This is a genomic window from Flavobacterium zepuense, assembly GCF_007097145.1.
GTDB classification, from domain to species: domain Bacteria; phylum Bacteroidota; class Bacteroidia; order Flavobacteriales; family Flavobacteriaceae; genus Flavobacterium; species Flavobacterium zepuense.
The window spans coordinates 544,916-564,277 of record NZ_VJVZ01000001.1 but is presented as its reverse complement, the minus strand read 5'-3'; the positions used below and the strand labels follow the sequence as shown (position 1 = coordinate 564,277).

Here is a 19,362-nt window from a genome sequence, read left to right as displayed (position 1 = left end):
TTACAAAGATAGTTATTAGGTTGCCTTATAGGTATAGTGTGTAATAGTTATTGCTATTTTTGTAAGATATACAACTCTATATTATGAATAAGATTATCACCACCCTTGCGCTTTTACTTTCGATAGTTACACAGGCGCAGGAATGCAGCCCCGAAGCCGCCAAAGCAGCACAGGACAAGCTGAACAGCGAATATGCCGATCCAATAGAATCGCCGCTTACCAAAGAAGACCTTAAAAAGTTTAAGCACCTTAACTTTTACGAACTGGATATGGATTTTTGCGTAACCGCCAAACTGGAGCGTACGCCAAACGAAAAGCCTTTCCAAATGGCTACTACTACGGCTCGTACTGCTACATCAAAAAAATATGGTACGCTGCATTTTACGTTAGAGGGTAAAGATTATAAACTGGATGTTTTTCAGGACCTTGACCTTATAAAAAAGGACGGGTTTAAAGATTACCTGTTCCTGCCGTTTACGGATGCGTCGTCCGGGCATGGCAGTTATTCGGGCGGGCGTTATATAGACCTGTGCGAACCTAAAGATAATGGCAAATTGATTACGATCGACTTTAACCAATCGTACAACCCGTACTGTGCCTATAATAAAAAGTATTCGTGCCCTATACCGCCGGAGCAAAATTATGTAGATGTTTTTATAAGGGCAGGGGTAAAAGCCTACCACGATTAAATTCAGTTACTTAGTAAAAGCAATAGCTACGGGCGTAAATGTTTGCAGCTATTTTTCTTTTTATTTGGTGCTTAATTTCTTTAATAGTTTGGTTATTATGTTTTTAGGTAGTTTTTTGCTTACAGAAAACTTAACATTGGCGCATCTTTTAAATGATTAAATTTGATGATGTTAATTTTACAATTATTTAATACTAACGAAAGGCGTATAGATACTTTTCAGTAGTATTTTGTATATAATCAAATTAAAAATATAAATACACAACTATGAATCAGCCCCAAAAAAGCGAACAGGAAGTCACTCCGGAAACTCCTGAAACAAACGCAACCACGGAAACTACTACAACTGAAACCACTCCTGCTCCCGAAGCTGCTAAACCGGCTCCTGCACGTACCCGTACAAGAACTGCTGCCACTACAGCTAAGGCCCCTGCTGCACCAAAAGCTCCTGTAACTAAGGCGGCCCCTGCGGCTAAAGCCCCTGCAAGAAAGCCTGCTACGCCTAAAGCTGCACCTGCTGCTGCAGAGCAAACTGCGCCTGTAACTGAAGCTAAAGAAGAAGCTCCGGTAAATGAAGCGCCTGCTACTGCTGAGGTTAAAGCCGACAAGAAAGACAAAAAGTCTAAAGAAAAAGATAAAGCAAAGGCTAAAGCGCTAAAAGAAAAAGACAGGAAAAAAGCCAAAGCTAAAAAGGAGAAAGATAAAGAAAAGGCTAAAAAAGCTAAAGCTAAAAGAAAGGATAAAGCCAAAAAGCAAAAAGCTAAAGATAAAGCCAAAGCTAAAAAAACAGCTAAAGCCAAAAAGAAAAAACAGGCTAAAAAGAAAGCTACTAAAAAGAAAAAATAAGAATTTGTCCTGACTTTTCTGAAAAGGAAAAGTTACAATACATTCTACAAAAACAAAACCCCAAAGCATCACAAACTTTGGGGTTTATTGTTTCCTGTTTAGAGGACAAAGTATTTGAATAACAATTATAAATCCGTAATTATTATACTGCCAGGGCAGTGGCATCCTTTTCGGTAAGTACGTTTATTAAAATAAACGAACGTTCTCCCTGGTTGCCTTCTTCTAATGCTTTTAGGTTGGCAAGGGTAATGTTACCGGTAAGGTAGCCCGAATCGTGATTGGTATAAGCTTCTTCAATAGTATTAAAGTGGAGCTTTAACGCTTCCGATTCTTCTTTTTTATGGCGAAGTAAAACTTTAAGTTCTACATCATTGGTAAGGGTAAGGTTCTCTTCCCTGTATATCTTTTTGTACTCGTAACGGTAATCATAGCTTAGCGCCGAAATATCCGACAGTACTGCCGATGCCGTAGGATACGAGCCTGCACCGCGCCCCACAAAAAAGTGGGTATCGGCAAAGCTGGTCTTGGTTATCATGCCGTTAAACACATCGTCTACATTAAATAAACGGTCTTCTGGCGTTACAAACTTTGGTATTACAAAAGCCGAGAGTGTACCATCGGTACCTTTATAAGCCTGGGCAACCAGTTTTATCTTAAGGCCTTTTTCCTTTGCATATTTCAATTCAAGGTCACCAATATTATTGATGCCAATGTTAAACAGCTCCTCCGGCCTGGCAATGTAACCAAAGGCGTGCGCCAGTAGTATCAGCAGCTTGTATTTGGCATCAAAACCACCCGTATCTAATATTGGGTTGCTTTCGGCAAAACCAAGATCCTGCGCCTGTTTAAGGGCCTGCTCGTAGCTAAGGTTCTCGGCAAAAGTTTTGGTAAGTATGTAATTGGTACTACCGTTTACAATACCTTCTATAGACTCCAGCAAATCGTTATCATAATACTCTTCCAGGTTACGTATAATTGGCATACTGGCACAGGCCGCCGCCTCATACAATAACGGAACGTTGTATTCTTTTTGCAGTTGCAGCAGCTCGGTAAAATGCTCTGCAACCATTTTTTTATTGGCAGATACTACCGCTTTACCTTTTTTAAGTGCCGCAGATACTATCTCAAAAGCCGCATCGGCATCATCAATAAGTTCTACAACCACATTAATTTCGGGGTCGTTTAGTATATCATCTTTATCAAAGGTAAAATTCTCGGCACCTATGGTGCGTTCCTTATTTTTATCCCTAACACAAATATTCTTAATGTTTGCCCTTAGGGCAGGTGTTTTTTGCAGTACTTCATACAGGCCATGCCCCACTACGCCAAACCCAAAGAGGCCTATATTTAAATTTTTTCTCGACATTGTAAATCTACTTAAACAGTTACAGAAGTTTTATCAGCATTGGCAGTTACAGCGGCAGCAATAGCCTGTTGTAAGTCTGCAATAAGGTCATCGGCATCCTCAAGGCCTACAGAAAGGCGGATAAGGCTATCGGTAACACCGGCTGAGTAACGTTTTTCTGCCGGGATAGATTTATGGGTCATTTCGCATGGCAGGCAGCAAAGGCTCTTAACACCGCCAAGGCTCTCGGCAAGTTTAAATAATTTAGTACCCGATACTATTTGAGAAGCAAGGTCTTTATCATCAATAACAAGGTCAAACGTTACAACACCGCCAAAGTATTTTTGCTGTTTTTTAGCAATTTCGTGGTTGTGGTGCGTAGGTAGCCCTGGGTAATAAACGTTTTTGATCAGTTTTTCTGTAAGAAGGTATTCAGCAACTTTCTGGGCATTTTCGGCATGTTGCTTAATACGAAGTACAAGGGTTTCGATACCGCGGATAACCAACCAGCTATCAAATGGCCCAAGTATAGCGCCCGATGCGTTTTGTATAAATTTTATCTTGTCGCCAAGTTCTTGTGTAGATGTTACTACAAGGCCGGCAATAAGGTCGCTGTGTCCTGATATGTATTTAGTAGCGCTGTGTACCACAATATCGGCACCAAGGTCAAGCGGTTTTTGTGCAATTGGCGATGCGAATGTGTTATCTACGCAAAGCAGTATATCGTTAGCTTTTGCAATTTGAGCAATAGCCCTGATGTCAGATATTTTAAGGGTAGGGTTGGTTGGGCTCTCTATCCAGATAAGTTTGGTTTTATCGGTAACAGCGTCAGCCACGTTTTGTGCATTGGTGGTATCTACATATTTAATGCTGATGCCAAATTTTTGGTACACATGGGTAAACAAACGGAAAGCACCGCCGTAAATATCATCTACCGCAATAACTTCGTCGCCCGATGATAGTAGTTTAATAACAGCATCTATAGCTGCAAGTCCGCTTGCAAACGCATAACCGTTTGTACCGTTCTCTAATTGGGCAATAGTATCTTCTAATACTTTACGGGTAGGGTTGTTGCTTCGTGCATAATCGTATCCTTTGTGTACGCCCGGAGCATCCTGTACAAATGTAGATGTTTGGTAAATAGGCACCGAAATACTTCCGGTTAATGGATCGATAGGTAGGTTGTTCAGGATTTTTGTAGACTCTTGCATTTCTTTTTGTGATTTAAAATTGTTAAACTTTCATTCAGTTAAAAACTATCCTAAACCAGGCATCGGGAAATGCATAAAAACAAAATGCCTTCCCGACAAGTCAGAAAGGCATATAATATATTTTGATGTATTATAAACTTTTTCTAAACTTATCTATCCTTTGCTTTCGCAAAGGTTGAATGTGGCACCTTACTCCGGGTTAGCGGGCAGGTTGCCAAGACGTCATAGGGTCAATTCCCTCGGTCTTTCTGGATAAGAATAATCTTTTAAAGAACTTGCAGCAAAGGTACGGTACAATAAATTTAATTTCCAAATAAAATTTTATAATTATTTAAAATAATTTTTAAGTAGCTTTTATTCAGTGTTTTAAAAAGGTTGAAATTTCAGATTAAAATGGTTTAGCTAACGTATATCTGTGATATTGTAATGATAACAATGGCGCAAAGAGCTAAAATAATCCCAACGTAATTTAGCTTGCTAAGCTTTTCTTTAAAGATAAAAATGCCCGCCATGCTGCCCAAAACAATTACCCCCATATTCATTGATGCAAACACTGTAGACGGATTTTCAGCGAAAGCCTGATGCGCTTTTAGGTAAAAAAAGATGTTACCAAAATTAAAGATGCCCACAAGCGCGCCGAAGGCAAAGTTGATAGTGCTGACCTTTATCTGCTTAAAAACAACCTCATAAATAACAGCAAGAAGCATTATTACCAATGCACCCGAAAAAACTATGAACAGCGAGGTAGCAAAACCTATAGTACTTGTTATAGCTATTTCTTTAAATAAAACATCTATAGTGCCAAAACCAAAGAGTACAAGGGCGGGGTACAGCCAGTCGCGGCCTTCTTCTTTAGTTCCTTTTTTGTAAAGTATCAGCAAAATGGCAGGGAAACCCACGGCAAGCCCGGCAAGCTTAATAGCATTAAAATCTTCTTTAAAAATAAACCATGCAGCAAGTATCGGGATAAAAAGTGATAGCCTTTGGGCGGCATCGGTACGTACAATACCTACATGCTTAATAGATTGGGCAAGTAAAAGAAAAATGGATGGCAGCAATACCATTAGCGGTACATATACTACCCACGGCGCACCGGCGTTAAGTTGCGAGATCTCGGTTAACAGCTGCGGGCTAAAAAACAGGTAGCAAAGCAGTATCGTAAAAACGTAATTCCACATTACAATTTGCGTAGTGCAGGCGGCAAACTTACGGGTGGTTTTAAAGAGCACTCCTACTGCAACACTGCATATTATGCTTAAAATAAGATAGATCATTTTATAAAATTATGATGCAAAAATAAATGTTTTGTGGTAGCTTTCTTATTTAATGTTGAGTAAACGGAGCAGAAATCTGTGAATAATCGATAAACGGTACAACAAACTTTAGTAAACTTAAATACCCATTGCCCCATATTACGTAAATTTGGATAGTTTTACGATTTACATTGCTATTATGAAAAAGATTTTACTACTTGTTATAGTATTTACCTGCGGCGTTGCCAATGCGCAGCAGGATGCGTGGGTGTATTTTACCGATAAGCCTGATGCAGCCTTTTACCTTGCCAATCCGCTTGAGATGCTTACCCAAAAAGCGCTAAACAGGCGTGCGGCCCAAAATATTGCTTTAGATGATAAAGATGTGCCCATACACCAGGATTATATAGATGGTGTAACCAATGCTACGGGTATAGAGGTTATGGCAAAAAGCAAGTGGCTTAATGCCCTGCACGTGCGCGGAACGCAGTCAAATATAGCTGCATTAAGCAATCTGTCATTTGTTCAAAGTATCGATTTTGCCAGTAATACGATTGCTGATGTTAACCTGAGGCCTGCTGCCCCGCATAAAATATCTGAAACTGCTAAAACAGCCGATACCCAGGCAAATTTTGCTTACGGGCAATCGTCTACTCAGGTGCAAATGCTTAACGGCCACCTGTTGCACCAGGATGATTATACCGGTACCGGAATGACCATTGCGGTATTGGATGCCGGTTTTCCTGGAGTTGATACGGCTTTTCCTTTCCAGAGGCTGCATGATAACAACCTGATATTAGGGGGTTATAACTATGTGAGCCAAAATGAGAATTTTTATAGCGGTGGCGATCATGGTACATCGGTACTTTCTACCATGGGAGGTTATGTGGAAGACCAACTGGTGGGCAGCGCACCCGATGCTTTTTACTACCTGTTTGTAACCGAAGATGTGTTTGGCGAAAACCCTGTTGAAGAATCGTATTGGGTGGAGGCCGCCGAAGCTGCCGACAGCCTGGGGGTTGATGTTATAAATACCTCACTTGGCTATTTTGCGTATGATAATCCTAACTACAGCTACAGTTATAGCGACATGGACGGGCAAACTGCCTTTATAAGCCGCGGTATGAATGTTGCCTTTAGCCGTGGTATGATATGTGTAACATCGGCAGGTAATTCTGGGGGTACAAGCGAGCCCCATATTGCTGCCCCGGGCGATGCTCCCGGTAGTTTTACCATAGGCGCGGTTACCAGTTCTGAACAAATTACAGGGTTTAGCTCTATAGGCCCGTCGTTTGATGGCCGCATTAAACCCGATGTTATGGCTATGGGCCAAAGTGCCGTAATATCTACCACCGGCGGAACCATTAGTACTGCTAACGGTACCTCGTTTTCCAGCCCTATAACAGCAGGGTTGGTGGCCTGTTTTTGGCAGGCAGTGCCAAACAAGACCAATGCCGAGATAGTGCAACTTATAAAAGAATCGGCCGATAGGTATAACAACCCTGATAACCAGTACGGCTATGGTATCCCTGATTTTGCACTGGCACTTGCTTTGCAAATTCCTAATGTGGTTAAGCCATCTTTTGTTTTATATCCTAACCCTTCTCAAAACCTTGTTAATATTGTTTTCCCTGATGCTGCCGTGCAAAATGCCACAGTAACCCTTTTTAATAATTTAGGGCAGGTAGTATGGGAGCAAACGGTTACTGCTGCAAAGCCTGACTTTTCGTTGCAAAACCTTGCAGAGGGGATTTACAGTTACACCATAAGTGGTGCTAACCAATCGCAATCAGGCAGGCTGGTAAAGGAGTAAATCCTACTTCATTTTTTAGACAATCATATAATTTTAGATGAACAAAATTACCCAACTTTTTAATATACAATACCCTGTTATACAGGCCGGAATGATATGGGCCAGCGGCTACAAACTGGCAAGTGCCGTGAGCAACGCGGGCGGGCTGGGCATTATTGGTGCCGGCTCTATGTACCCTGATGTGTTAAGGGAACACATACAAAAATGTAAAAAAGCAACCGATAAACCTTTTGGGGTTAACGTACCCATGCTGTACCCCAACATTGAAGAAATAATGCAGATTATTGTTGATGAGGGGGTGAAAATTGTATTTACATCGGCGGGGAACCCTAAAACGTGGACCTCCTTTTTAAAAGAAAAAGGTATTACCGTGGTGCATGTGGTTAGCAGCGTTAAATTTGCCCTAAAGGCCCAGGAGGCCGGCGTAGATGCCGTAGTGGCCGAGGGGTTTGAAGCCGGTGGGCACAACGGCCGCGAGGAAACCACCACCTTTACCCTGATACCTATGGTTAAAGAAAAGCTTACGGTTCCGCTTATTGCTGCTGGTGGTATTGCTACCGGCAGGGGCATGCTGGCGGCGATGGTGCTGGGTGCTGATGGCGTGCAGATAGGGAGCAGGTTTGCAGCTTCGGTAGAGTCGTCATCACATGAAAAGTTTAAGCAGGCAATTGTTAATGCGCAAGATGGCGATACCCACGTAACGCTAAAAGAACTCGCCCCGGTGCGCCTGATTAAAAATAAGTTCTTTCATGATGTGGTTGCGTTATATGCAACATCGCCCACACCGGATGACCTTAAAGCGCTCTTAGGGCGTGCCCGCGCTAAAAAAGGTATGTTTGAAGGCGACCTTGAAGAAGGTGAGCTTGAGATAGGCCAGATTGCTGGACTTATAAACGACATTAAACCGGCAGGAGATATTTTACGCGAAATTATTGCCGACTTTGAAGCGGCTAAGCAGGAGGTACCTGCATTGTGAGTTTAGGGTTAGGAGTTACTCTTCTACAACAGTTATCAGCAAGTCGCTGTTAAACATTGCAGCAGGCGATATTACCTTTTCATTTTTTGGGATGTTGTTGCCGTAACGCTCCTTGAGTTTTTGCTGTACTGCCGGATGCGAAAGGTCAAATTCGCCAAGGGTTTGCAGGTGTCCAATTGCTACACCCGCGCCTTCTTTATAGATTTTCCATATCAGTTCAGAGCAATAAATCTTATCATCGCTCCATTCAAAATACAGGTCGTAGTCTTTATCTGCAAAGGTTTTGCCTACGACCTTCATTTTTTGTAGGGTGGCTTCAGTAAGTGTTTTATCAGCATCTTTAAGGCGCTTTACAACGTAGTGACCGTCTTTACCACGTGCTATCCATTGGTTTAGCGGTGTAGCTTTAACGGGCTGTATGGCTTCAAAAACAAAATAATCGTTACCCTCTTTATATACAATTCCGCAATGCGAGTACTTACTTTTGGTAGCCAGTTGTATGGCCTGGCTTTGCGCCGATGTTGAGGTTTGGAAGATAAGGTCGCCATTATGTAGCGCCGTTGTATCTAACGCCGGTGCTTGCTTACAGCCAATCAGGCAATAAATAACCAGTAAGAATATTGAAACTTTCATGGTGTTATTTTAATGTGTTGATATACTCCTTATAACCGCTTTTTTCATATACCTCTTTAATAGGCATTGTGTAAATGTCCTTCCATGAATCTTTGCCATGCTTCTGCACATAAAAGTCGATTATCCTGTACCCCAGCCAGTAATTAAGTGATTGGGGTGCATCGGGGAATAATTTAAACTTCTCGTTTCGAAGTAATGGGTTATCTCCGCTTTCATCCATAAAATAGGGCAGGCATTTGGTAAAGATTTCCTTTTCGTGCTGCATGTACCAATCCCAGTCTGCCTTCGTCATATTCTCTACCGCTTCTTCGGGAGTAATCGTGTTATCAAAAAATACGCGTGTAAAATAGCAGGCGAAGCCTTCATCTATGGTTTGTGCCAATGCTGTGTTAGTAAGCGGGTCTTTTTTGCGGTGAGGCTCATACGCCAGGTGGTTTAACTCATGCGGAATACCTTTTTCAATCGCATACTTTATATCATAATCGGTGTTGTTGAGCTCTAAGGCAAACTCGTCGGCTTCGCAGCCCCCAAACCCTATACCCTGAATGGGAGTAAATAAGATACTCATTTTTGCCGCAGGCTTATACGGAACCAGTGCGCTGAATTTTTTGAGGTTAGTGGTAAGAAGTGAATCGAGGTTTAGCGCCATGATTATAGCTGCCCGTTCGTCTAAAAACTTTTTGTTTTGAGGGTACAACGTTTTATTCCACTCTACCATGCCATTGACCGTATTAAATTTAGAAGCATTTTCATCGCCAAAGATCATCCCGTAGCAATTATCCCATAACGCCTGATGCGGTTTGTAGACTTTATTAATAATGGTCAGGCTGTCGTATTTACCATTTTGGTGGGCCAATATCTGGTTTTTAAAGGCAAAATATATGGTGATGCCGTCTGCCTTAATACTGTCCGGCAGCTTGCTAACCTTTTCTGTAAATGCTATGGGTTTTTTTAGTGACTGACCTTTGCAGGAAGCGAAAGCCACAATTAGGGCCAATGATAAGAGAACCAATTTCATTTATAGTAATTTGACCACAAGATATAAAAAAAGCACCTGATGTACAGGTGCCTCAAAATATTTTAGGTTTGCTGTTTAAAATTTGTTTTCAACCTCTGCTGCCTGTAGCATCAGGTAATGCAAATCGGTGTTTTTTACAAAAGGCTTAAGCAATTCGCTGCCGGGGCCAAACATGGCAAGGTTAACATAATCAGCGCTATGCTCCATGCTTATCCACCCAATCGAATTGTTTTTTTGCTGAATTTGGGCAAATGCCTTAAACGGAACTTTTTTATAATTATAGAGTCCGCCCTCGTCTTTATGAAGCCCGTCATAATAACTTAAAACGGTTTTAGCATCCTCTTCGGATAGTGTTTTGCCGTTAGCCATTTCCACCAGTTCGCGCACTTTAGCAACGGTAAAATCAGGCTTAATGGTATTTAGTATCCACTCGTTAGTATGGGTATATTTCTGGATGCTGTCAAAATTATCATTGGCATCTTTACCGTATATAATGCCGGGGTTGGCGTTACCATGATCGGTAGTAATAATTACAAGCGTTTCTTTGTCTTTTTCGGCAAAATCTATGGCTACCTTAACGGCTTCATCAAAAGCCACCTGATCGTATAGCAAAGCGCCAACATCGTTAGCGTGTGCGCCCCAGTCTACCTTACCGCCCTCTATTTGCAATACAAAACCGTTCTTGCTGCCTATCATGTGGTCGATAGCTTTTTGAGCCATTTCGGCAAGGGTAGGGGTAGCACTTTCCAGCGCTGCATCGTTTTTACGGTCGATGCTATAGGGTAGGGCATCTTCGCCAAAAACACCTAAAACCGGCTTATTGGCAGTAGATGATAGCATTTCCTGCCTTGTTTTAACCACTTGCCACCCTTTAGCCTTGTAGGCGGCATACATATCGGTTTTATCTTTGCGGGATTGTGCATTAAAATATTTATCGCCGCCGCCCATCATAATATCAAAACCAAGGGCCAGATAGTCCTGGGCAATGTCTTCCTGCGCGTTACGGCTGTCGTTAGTTACACAAAAGCCTGCCGGCGTAGCGTGGGTAATGGGTACTGTAGTAACGCAGCCCGCCATCTTGCCTGCCTTTTTAAACTTTTGCCATATGGGCATGTGCTTTTCGCCGTTAGGGCCTATGTTGAGCACGCCGTTTTTTACACGAACACCGCCACCCCAAGATGAACTCCCTGCCGATGAATCGGTTACTATAGAGCTGGCCGAAGCGGTATCCATAAGGGCATGCGTAACTTTTTGGTCTTTATACAACTGAAGCCAGTTAGAGCCTTTACCATTTTTGCGGTTAAGATACAGGTCGGCCATGTTAAGCGTGCCGGTGCTCATACCATCGCTAACCATAAAGATTATGTTCTTTGCTTTTTTATTCTTGTTTAGGTCGGTAGCATTTAAAATCGCGGCACTGCCCTCAAAAGGGTTAAGCAGGCCTGCGCCTAAAGTAAAAAGCGACCCGTTGCGGAAAAACTTTCTCCTGTTCATTAGTAATTATAGTTTGCCCAAAGTTAAAAACTATAATTGTTTTACATGTTAACGGATCATTATAAATATTAACTCCAGTCCTTAAATCTTCTTATAAATCAAAAAATGTAATCAACAAAAAACCCGCTTATTGCTAAGCGGGTTATTTTATGTAAGTAAGATATAAATATATTGTTTGACGAACGTTTTTTTATTTAACCTGGTTTACGATAGCTTCAAAAGCTGTAGGGTGGTTAGCAGCAAGATCGGCAAGAACTTTACGGTTCAATTCGATGTTTGCAGCTTTAACTTTACCCATAAACTGAGAGTAGCTCATACCATACTGCCTTGCACCAGCGTTGATACGCATGATCCATAAAGCACGGAAGTTTCTCTTTTTTTGTTTTCTATCGCGGTAAGCATAAACCATTGCTTTTTCTACCGCATTTTTGGCTACTGTCCAAACGTTTTTACGTCTTCCAAAGAAACCTTTGGCTTGCTTCATTACCTTTTTTCTTCGGGCTCTTGAAGCTACTGAATTTACTGATCTTGGCATAATTTTAATGTGTTTTGTAGCAGGCGCTCTGCATTTTGCAAAGACTTATTGGCCGTACTCCAGGGTTATTAATTTGTTTTAACCGAAACAGCTTCCCGGTTAAGGGTAAAGAATTATATAATCCTTAATTGCTGTTTAACGCTCTTCTCATCTGTTGGGTGTACCAATGTAGAGTGTGTTAGAGCTAATTTACGCTTTTTAGATTTTTTAGTCAGGATGTGACTTTTAAAAGCGTGTTTTCTTTTAATCTTTCCTGAGCCAGTAACTTTAAAACGTTTCTTGGCGCTGGATTTGGTTTTCATTTTAGGCATTTTCTTCCTGTATTTAATTTATTCTTACTTACTTTTATTTTTAGTCATAAAGTCTAAAGTCGTAAAGTGGCAGGCCCGCTGTGGGACTTTTAACTTTAAGACCTTAGACTTTAAAGACTTTGCAATCTCTGTTATGCTTTCTTTTTCTTAGGGGCAATGAACATAATCATCCTTTTACCCTCAAGAACCGGCATTGCCTCTACTTTGCCCCACTCTTCAAGATCAGTAGCAAGTTTTAGCAATAATATCTGGCCTTGCTCTTTATAGATGATAGAGCGTCCTTTAAAGAATACAAAAGCTTTTAGCTTAGAGCCTTCTTTAAGGAATTTCTCTGCATTTTTACGTTTAAAGTCGTAATCGTGCTCATCGGTCTGAGGGCCAAAACGAATTTCTTTAACCACAATTTGAGTAGACTTTGCCTTAAGCATCTTGTCTCTTTTCTTTTGCTCGTAAAGAAACTTTTTGTAATCCATGATTTTGCAAACAGGCGGCTCGGCATTGGGAGAGATCTCCACAAGGTCCAGCTCAAATCCTTCTGCCATTTGCAGTGCCTGCGAAGTTTTGTAAACTCCGGGCTCTACGTTTTCTCCCACAAGCCTTACTTCGGGTACGCGGATGGCATTGTTAGTCCTGTGCGCATCTTTTTTTTCTACTCGAGGCTGAAAGCCTCTGTTGTTTCTTATAGCTATGGCTTTAAAATTTTAAGTTAAACTTGAAATGTTTTTAATGTTTTGTCTATTTCTTCCTGTACAAGTACAGCAAATTCTTCAACGGTCATGTTTTGGTTGCTCTTACCTGCATCGCCATGACGACGTACAGAAATCGTACCATTTTTCTCTTCTTCCTCACCCACAATAAGCATAAACGGGGTTTTTTGCACTTCGGCTTCCCTGATTTTTTTGCCTATTGTTTCGTTTCGGTTATCAATTGTGGCGCGAATTTCGTGATTTTCCAGCAACTGTAAAACTTTTTTAGCATAATTTTCATATTTCTCACTAAGAGACAGTATGATAGCCTGCTCCGGCATTAGCCAAAGCGGAAAGTTTCCGGCTGTGTTTTCCAGCAAAATCGCTATAAAGCGCTCCATAGAACCAAACGGTGCACGGTGAATCATTACCGGGCGGTGCAGCTCGTTATCAGAGCCTTTGTATGTTAAATCAAAACGCTCCGGCAGGTTATAATCTACCTGAATGGTACCCAGCTGCCATTGGCGGCCCAGGGCATCCTTAACCATAAAGTCTAACTTAGGGCCGTAAAAAGCCGCTTCGCCATACTCTACCACTGTGTTGAGGCCTTTATCGCGGGCAGCGTTAATAATGGCATTCTCTGCTTTTTCCCAGTTTTCGTCGCTCCCTATGTATTTATCGCGGTTTTCTTTGTCGCGAAGCGATACCTGTGCACTAAAGTTATCAAAACCAAGCGAGCCAAATACATACAGTACAAGGTCGATCACTTTTTTAAACTCTTCGTCTAACTGATCGGGCGTACAAAAAATGTGCGCATCATCCTGAGTAAACCCACGAACGCGGGTAAGCCCGTGAAGCTCACCACTTTGCTCATAACGGTAAACGGTACCAAACTCGGCATAACGTTTAGGCAGGTCTTTATAAGACCACGGCTTGGTATTGTAAATTTCGCAGTGGTGCGGACAGTTCATTGGCTTTAGCAAAAACTCCTCGCCCTCGTTAGGGGTATGGATGGGCTGAAAACTATCAGCGCCGTATTTAGCATAGTGGCCTGATGTTACATATAATTCTTTCTGGCCTATGTGCGGTGTAACCACCTGCTCATACCCGGCTTTCTTTTGTGCTTTTTTCAAGAACTGCTCCAGGCGGTCGCGAAGTGCAGCACCCTTAGGCAGCCATAACGGAAGGCCCTGACCCACTTTTTGCGAAAACGCAAACAAGTCAAGCTCCTTGCCCAACTTACGGTGATCGCGGCGTTTAGCTTCTTCCAAAAGCTCCAGGTATTCGGTTAAGTCCTTTTGTTTAGGGAAGGTAATACCGTACACGCGGGTAAGCTGCTTGTTCTTTTCGTCACCGCGCCAGTAGGCACCGGCAACGCTCATAACCTTCATTGCTTTGATGATACCGGTGTTAGGTATGTGCCCACCGCGGCAAAGATCGGTAAAGGTAGCGTGGTCGCAGAAGGTGATAGTACCATCTTCAAGGTTCTCGATCAACTCTACTTTATAAGGATTGTTTTCGGCCTTGTACATAGCAAGCGCCTCAGCCTTAGAGGCCGATCGCATGGTGAATTCATATTTTCCGCGGGCAATTTCCAGCACACGGTCTTCAATAGCTTTAAAATCTTTATCGGTAATTACGTTGTCGCCAAAATCAACGTCGTAATAAAAACCATTTTCAATCGCGGGGCCAATAGTTAGCTTAACGCCCGGGTACAGCTCCTGAAGGGCCTGTGCCAAAACGTGCGAACTGCTGTGCCAAAATGCTTTTTTGCCCTCTTTATCGTTCCAGGTAAATAGTACTAAAGCGCCGTCGGTAGTAAGTGGGGTTTTCGTTTCAACTGTGGTACCATTAAAAGATGCAGAAATCACGTTTCTTGCTAATCCTTCACTAATGCTCATGGCAACGTCATGGGGAGTAACCCCAGAGTCAAACTGTTTAACCGAACCGTCCGGCAATGTAATATTTATCATTATTAAAAATTTATAGTGTGCAAAGATACGCTATTAACCCTACACAAACAAGGGCATTTACAGGCAAAATTTTGCTTGTTTTTTGTTGCGGGTTTTGGGTTGGGAGTTGCGGGTTTTGGAGGGTTGCGGGTTGCCAGTTGCGAGTTGTCTATTGTTTTTTTTGGGAGATGCGACCGTGCTATCGATTTTAGAGCTTTTGTTTATTTTTAAACCCGATAATTGGAATTGTACTCTGTGATATCGGGTTTATAAGTGTTTTATTATCAATGCATTACAATTATTCGCTTGATATGACTTTCAAATCGATGTTGGCCATGATTTTCAAATGGTTTGCAGTGACCGCTAATAAATCCAAGATAGAGTTAGAAACATGTTGTTTCGAAAAACCTGGTTGAACAATAAATATTCTAAATTTAATGGGTTTATGGTTTTTTACAATGTTTAAAATGTTTTCTAATTCATTAATATCTCCCTTTTCTAATCTTGTTTGGCCTACTGATTGTTTCTTCAATTCTCTTTTCAGTAAATGATTTATAAGTTCTTTATTTTCTCTAAAATACCAATTCAGCGATTTTTGTGTTTGTCCACAAACCTGATATAAATTATTTATATCATTTGAAACAACACCATTTATTGCGAATTTGAGATGGTATAAGTCAACTTCAATTTCATTTATATTATTTTTTATTGCTACAATATCGGCAATTTCTCCTTTGTTATCATCATTATATATAATGTCAAATTTGTTATTATCATTTTTTAAATATGTGACAAATGCATATTGTATTGAGGTTAATACTCTTGGGTGAAATCCAATTGACTCACGATTTAAATCAACTCCATCCCATGAAATTGTTGAGATATTTTCTTTTGGGAATCTAAGTATATCTTCGTTAAATTCAATATATTCATCGCCATCTAGGATTGAATTATTGACAAATCCAATTCTAGGAGGGAATTGATGAAAAAATTCTGTTGCATCGATAGTTTTATTACCATATGTAACCCTGCAAAGTACATTTGATAACTTTTCAATTGCAAAATCTTCGTCCGTAAGGTTAATCTTAAATAATATATCTGAATTTTCGGTAGATAAAGAAAATTTCAACTCTCCATTATCTGTCGGGTTCACTAAAGCCAATTCGCAATTAGCCAAATCAAATTTATCGCCAGAAATTTGAAATTCAAATCTACTTTCTATTTCTTTATACATTAATGGAGCCCAATCAACATAATATGGGAAAAATAATGGTCTCGTTGAAATTTTTTTTGGTTCTAAAGTACCTTTCAATACTTCATTTGGATCGATGCTTTCATCAATTAATTTCTTTCCTATATCCTTAAACCATACTGTGAGCTCTTGCATATTGCCTCTTAAATATGACCATATTCTGCCCTTACGAGAGCAGCCAATTGAGATTTTTTCTCCATCTCTGTGTCCTACACCAAAGATGTTGTTTTTTATATTAGAATTTATATCTGCTGAACTTAGTGAAGCACGGATATTGCCACCATAGTACGATTGGAAGCTAATGTCTTTACCTTGACCTCTTCGTAATCCAACGTTGTAAAGCATTAATCTTTTAACTTCATAAAACACTCTAAATACATTAATGCCTGATAATAGTGTGGCGTCATTATCAGTTACCGCACTTGCTAACTTTTCGTAATTACCATTTTTTTCAGATGAATGTATAAAGAGCAGGTTTTGTACTGTATCCCAATGGATAATAAAGATGTCCCATTCAATATTATAAATATCACTAAAAGTTCCCCAGTTGACGTTATGCCTACTACCCAACAGAATTACCAATGTTTTATTCTCTCTGTTAAGACTGAAAAATTTATGATCATATTGATCATAATTACTTATCCCTGCTTCAAAGTTATTAGGAAACCATGTATTACTCTCTTTTTTATATACAACAGTACTAAAAGGAGGAGAAATATTCTGAAAAGGAATTTTCGACTCTTCTAAATCGGAAAATCCATGTAAAAAAGTTTGAAGGTCCACCTGCTGTTGTGTTGCTTGTAAACTTAAAGAAGGTAATATAGTATTCCAATTTGAATCTTTTGAATAAAGTAAACTTAATTCATCATTAATACCGTCTTGAACTAGATTGGCGATAAAACTTGCATTTCCTAAATTGCTATCTCTACTAGTTCTGGTAAAGCGTCCTGCGAACTGTAGCGTAATTGGTAGACTTTTTCTAATATCGTGAAATGCTGCTATTTTAAGTTCGGGTAAATCAAAGCCCTCTCCTAACATATCTACACATACTATTATTCTGTGTTTCTTATTAACTATGTCTTCTCTTACAACATTTAAATTGGGAATTTTAGAATGGATTAGTACAGGTTCTAAATCTGGAAATTGAGAATATATACTAAAAACCCTTTCTGCTCTTTTATGATTTAGGCATCTAGCCATTAGTATATGATTATAACCATTTGCTATGTCTGCTCTCAATTTTTCGACAGCCTTATCCGCAATTTTTATATCAGCTAAGGTCCTGTCATATTCTCTGATTGGTAAAAAATCAATTTCTTTAAAATAGCCTTGATCTTGGGCGTCCTTTAGAGAAAAATTATAAATTATTTTGCCGTCTAATATTTTGCCGTCATTTCTAAACGGTGTAGCAGTAAATTGTATTACTTTATTTTTATCAAAATAGCTTATAAGTTTATTCCATTCTGTAGCTTTTGAATGATGGGCTTCATCAATAAAAAGATGTGAACATAAATCAGACATAACAATTTTTTCCTCATGAAAGCTACCAGAGACAATATCCATTGTGCTTACTATTACATTACATTTTTGGAAAAAAGAATTTAAATGGTTAGCATCGCTAAACTTTTTATTCAATATACCAACAATAGGATTTATTGTATCGTTCGAGACATTGCCATTTTGTTTTAATAATCCTAAACTTATAAATTTATTAGCCAATTGAGTTCTAAGGGAATCCGAAGGAACCGTTATTAGAAGCTTCGAACATTTGTTTGCGATTAGCACTGATAACATTGTTTCAGTTTTACCCGTACCAGTTGGCAAAACAATAGTACCAATATCATCTGCATTTGTAAAGTGGCCTAGAATTTTATGGATAGCACCAATCTGAGGTTTTCTCAATCCGCGTATATTTTCCGCTAAATCTTCTTCCTTGAAATTAAAGCAGCCATTCCAATTATTAACTATATCTTGAGGTAGATAACTGCTAAGTTTTGGATGCTTTATCCATTGTTTAATATGAAGAATGTTATTATTAATGTCTTCCTGTGATGGAAGCCTTTTAGATAGTAAGATATAATCGCCATCAGGAGTAATATCTTTATTTTTGATTATTATATAAGTTAAGCCATTCGCCTCAATATTTACTTGGCTCCGGCTCCTGCTAACAGTATATGATTCTAAGATTAATTTATTATCAATTAGGTGAACAATATTGTTTCCATGAAATTTTTCTTCAATTCTTAGAGCAGGTAATTCAATCATCATAAAATATTTAGCTCAATAAAATTACCCATTTTAAAGCATCAATCAATACCCATTAGTGGGTATTTTTTAGTAAATTTTAACAAATATAAAATCTATCCTTATACCTTGTATCTTGCAATGACAAGCGTTACGCAGCATCAGCGAAAATCCATAACTTTGTTATGCACTAACAAAACACAATGCCACAACCGCACCCCACCATACTACCCTCTGCATTAGATTTTTTAAAACAACTGCAACAAAACAACAACCGCGACTGGTTTAATGCCCATAAGGATACGTTTATTATTGCTCAGGATAGCATTGGCGCCTTTGCCGAGGCCGTGCTTGCCGAACTTAACACTACCGATGTGATTGAGACGCCCAGCGGCAAAAAGAGCCAGCAGCGCATATACCGCGACACACGCTTTTCGGGCGATAAAACGCCCTACAAACACTACTGGGGTGGCGGTTTTACAAGGGCTACGCCGCAGCGCAGGGGCGGGTACTACTACCATATAGAGGGTGGGGGCAATACGTTTGTGGCAGGGGCATTTTGGTCGCCCAGTGCGGCCGACCTGAAGCTCATCCGCAAAGATATTGACTATGATGCCCAGCCGTTGCGCGATATTATTAACAGCAAGGTGTTTAAGGATAACTTTGGCACCCTGCAGGGCGAACAGCTTAAAAGCATGCCCAAAGGCTATCCGGTTACGCACCCGGCTATCGACCTGCTGCGGTATAAGCAGTTCTTAGTTATAAAACGCTTTACCGACGCCGAGGTGCTGAGCCCTAACTTTGTTGCCCTCGCCAGCCAGGCATACAGGGATATGCGTCCGTTTTTAGATTATATGAGCGAGGTGCTTTATAATGGCGGCGATTTGGGGTAGAGGAAGGGCTGCGTTTTTCCATTTCGACCGTAGGGAGAAATCTCAATCTAAATTCTCCTAAAATTTAGAGATGCTTCCTTCGTCAGCATGACAAAAAAATTGCCTGAAAAACTTTCTCAAATTTTAAGAGCGCTCAAAATTAAAATTGAGGTTTGGGTCAGTAAAAATATACCGATCGGTATAAAATGCGAATTTTCAAAAATCAGTTTTTT

Annotated in this window: 16 protein-coding genes and 1 riboswitch; of the genes, 5 read left to right on the top strand and 11 right to left on the bottom strand. The window is 40.3% G+C overall.

The features are described from left to right. Positions 1–83: 83 nt before the first annotated feature. Complete coding sequence (locus tag FMM05_RS02425; RefSeq protein WP_143371745.1) at positions 84–689, top strand: DUF1684 domain-containing protein; 606 nt, start codon at positions 84–86, stop codon at positions 687–689. Between the two features lie 266 nt (positions 690–955). Further along, the gene (locus tag FMM05_RS20920) at positions 956–1,534 is read left to right on the top strand and encodes a hypothetical protein (RefSeq protein WP_185965489.1); all 579 of its coding nucleotides are present in this window, start codon (positions 956–958) and stop codon (positions 1,532–1,534) included. A 142-nt stretch (positions 1,535–1,676) separates the two neighbouring features. Here the strand turns inward: FMM05_RS20920 and FMM05_RS02410 are convergent, their stop codons facing one another. From FMM05_RS02410 to FMM05_RS02400, 3 genes are all read right to left on the bottom strand, one after another. Then, positions 1,677–2,900 (bottom strand): homoserine dehydrogenase, encoded by a 1,224-nt coding sequence (locus tag FMM05_RS02410; RefSeq protein WP_143371742.1) that lies wholly within the window; start codon positions 2,898–2,900, stop codon positions 1,677–1,679. 11 nt (positions 2,901–2,911) lie between these two features. Continuing rightward, the gene (locus FMM05_RS02405; protein ID WP_143371741.1) at positions 2,912–4,090 is read right to left on the bottom strand and encodes a trans-sulfuration enzyme family protein; all 1,179 of its coding nucleotides are present in this window, start codon (positions 4,088–4,090) and stop codon (positions 2,912–2,914) included. Positions 4,091–4,236: 146 nt separating this feature from the next. Continuing rightward, positions 4,237–4,349: riboswitch (SAM riboswitch) on the bottom strand. Positions 4,350–4,488: 139 nt separating this feature from the next. Beyond that, positions 4,489–5,364, bottom strand: a complete 876-nt coding sequence (locus tag FMM05_RS02400) for an EamA/RhaT family transporter (protein ID WP_143371740.1) — start codon at positions 5,362–5,364, stop codon at positions 4,489–4,491. A gap of 178 nt (positions 5,365–5,542) precedes the next feature. On the opposite strand from FMM05_RS02400, the gene FMM05_RS02395 reads away from it, so the two are divergent. Together FMM05_RS02395 and FMM05_RS02390 are read left to right on the top strand one after the other, a co-directional pair. Continuing rightward, positions 5,543–7,156: a S8 family serine peptidase gene (locus tag FMM05_RS02395; protein ID WP_143371739.1), complete on the top strand. Its 1,614-nt coding sequence runs from the start codon at positions 5,543–5,545 to the stop codon at positions 7,154–7,156. 37 nt (positions 7,157–7,193) lie between these two features. Beyond that, positions 7,194–8,132: an NAD(P)H-dependent flavin oxidoreductase gene (locus tag FMM05_RS02390; RefSeq protein WP_143371738.1), complete on the top strand. Its 939-nt coding sequence runs from the start codon at positions 7,194–7,196 to the stop codon at positions 8,130–8,132. A gap of 15 nt (positions 8,133–8,147) precedes the next feature. Here FMM05_RS02390 and FMM05_RS02385 read toward each other — a convergent pair whose 3' ends face one another. The 8 genes from FMM05_RS02385 to FMM05_RS02350 form a co-directional block, all read right to left on the bottom strand. After that, positions 8,148–8,765 carry a YiiX family permuted papain-like enzyme gene (locus tag FMM05_RS02385; protein WP_143371737.1) on the bottom strand — a complete coding sequence of 206 codons (618 nt, stop codon included), beginning with the start codon at positions 8,763–8,765 and terminating at the stop codon, positions 8,148–8,150. A 4-nt stretch (positions 8,766–8,769) separates the two neighbouring features. Next, positions 8,770–9,783, bottom strand: coding sequence for a gliding motility protein GldB-related protein (locus FMM05_RS02380; RefSeq protein ID WP_143371736.1), 1,014 nt, complete (start codon positions 9,781–9,783; stop codon positions 8,770–8,772). A gap of 75 nt (positions 9,784–9,858) precedes the next feature. After that, positions 9,859–11,277 carry an alkaline phosphatase gene (locus tag FMM05_RS02375; RefSeq protein ID WP_143371735.1) on the bottom strand — a complete coding sequence of 473 codons (1,419 nt, stop codon included), beginning with the start codon at positions 11,275–11,277 and terminating at the stop codon, positions 9,859–9,861. A 190-nt stretch (positions 11,278–11,467) separates the two neighbouring features. Beyond that, positions 11,468–11,812, bottom strand: coding sequence for a 50S ribosomal protein L20 (rplT, locus tag FMM05_RS02370; protein ID WP_143371734.1), 345 nt, complete (start codon positions 11,810–11,812; stop codon positions 11,468–11,470). Positions 11,813–11,925: 113 nt separating this feature from the next. Continuing rightward, on the bottom strand, positions 11,926–12,123 hold the full coding sequence (gene rpmI / locus FMM05_RS02365) for a 50S ribosomal protein L35 (protein ID WP_143371733.1): 198 nt from the start codon (positions 12,121–12,123) through the stop codon (positions 11,926–11,928). A 131-nt stretch (positions 12,124–12,254) separates the two neighbouring features. After that, the gene (gene infC, locus FMM05_RS02360; protein ID WP_143371732.1) at positions 12,255–12,806 is read right to left on the bottom strand and encodes a translation initiation factor IF-3; all 552 of its coding nucleotides are present in this window, start codon (positions 12,804–12,806) and stop codon (positions 12,255–12,257) included. Between the two features lie 23 nt (positions 12,807–12,829). Continuing rightward, on the bottom strand, positions 12,830–14,782 hold the full coding sequence (thrS, locus tag FMM05_RS02355) for a threonine--tRNA ligase (RefSeq protein WP_143371731.1): 1,953 nt from the start codon (positions 14,780–14,782) through the stop codon (positions 12,830–12,832). Positions 14,783–15,059: 277 nt separating this feature from the next. Further along, the gene (locus FMM05_RS02350) at positions 15,060–18,281 is read right to left on the bottom strand and encodes a DEAD/DEAH box helicase (protein WP_143371730.1); all 3,222 of its coding nucleotides are present in this window, start codon (positions 18,279–18,281) and stop codon (positions 15,060–15,062) included. 179 nt (positions 18,282–18,460) lie between these two features. Here FMM05_RS02350 and FMM05_RS02345 point away from each other — a divergent pair, with 179 nt between their 5' ends. Then, positions 18,461–19,150, top strand: coding sequence for a DUF2461 domain-containing protein (locus tag FMM05_RS02345; protein WP_143371729.1), 690 nt, complete (start codon positions 18,461–18,463; stop codon positions 19,148–19,150). Positions 19,151–19,362 lie beyond the last annotated feature (212 nt).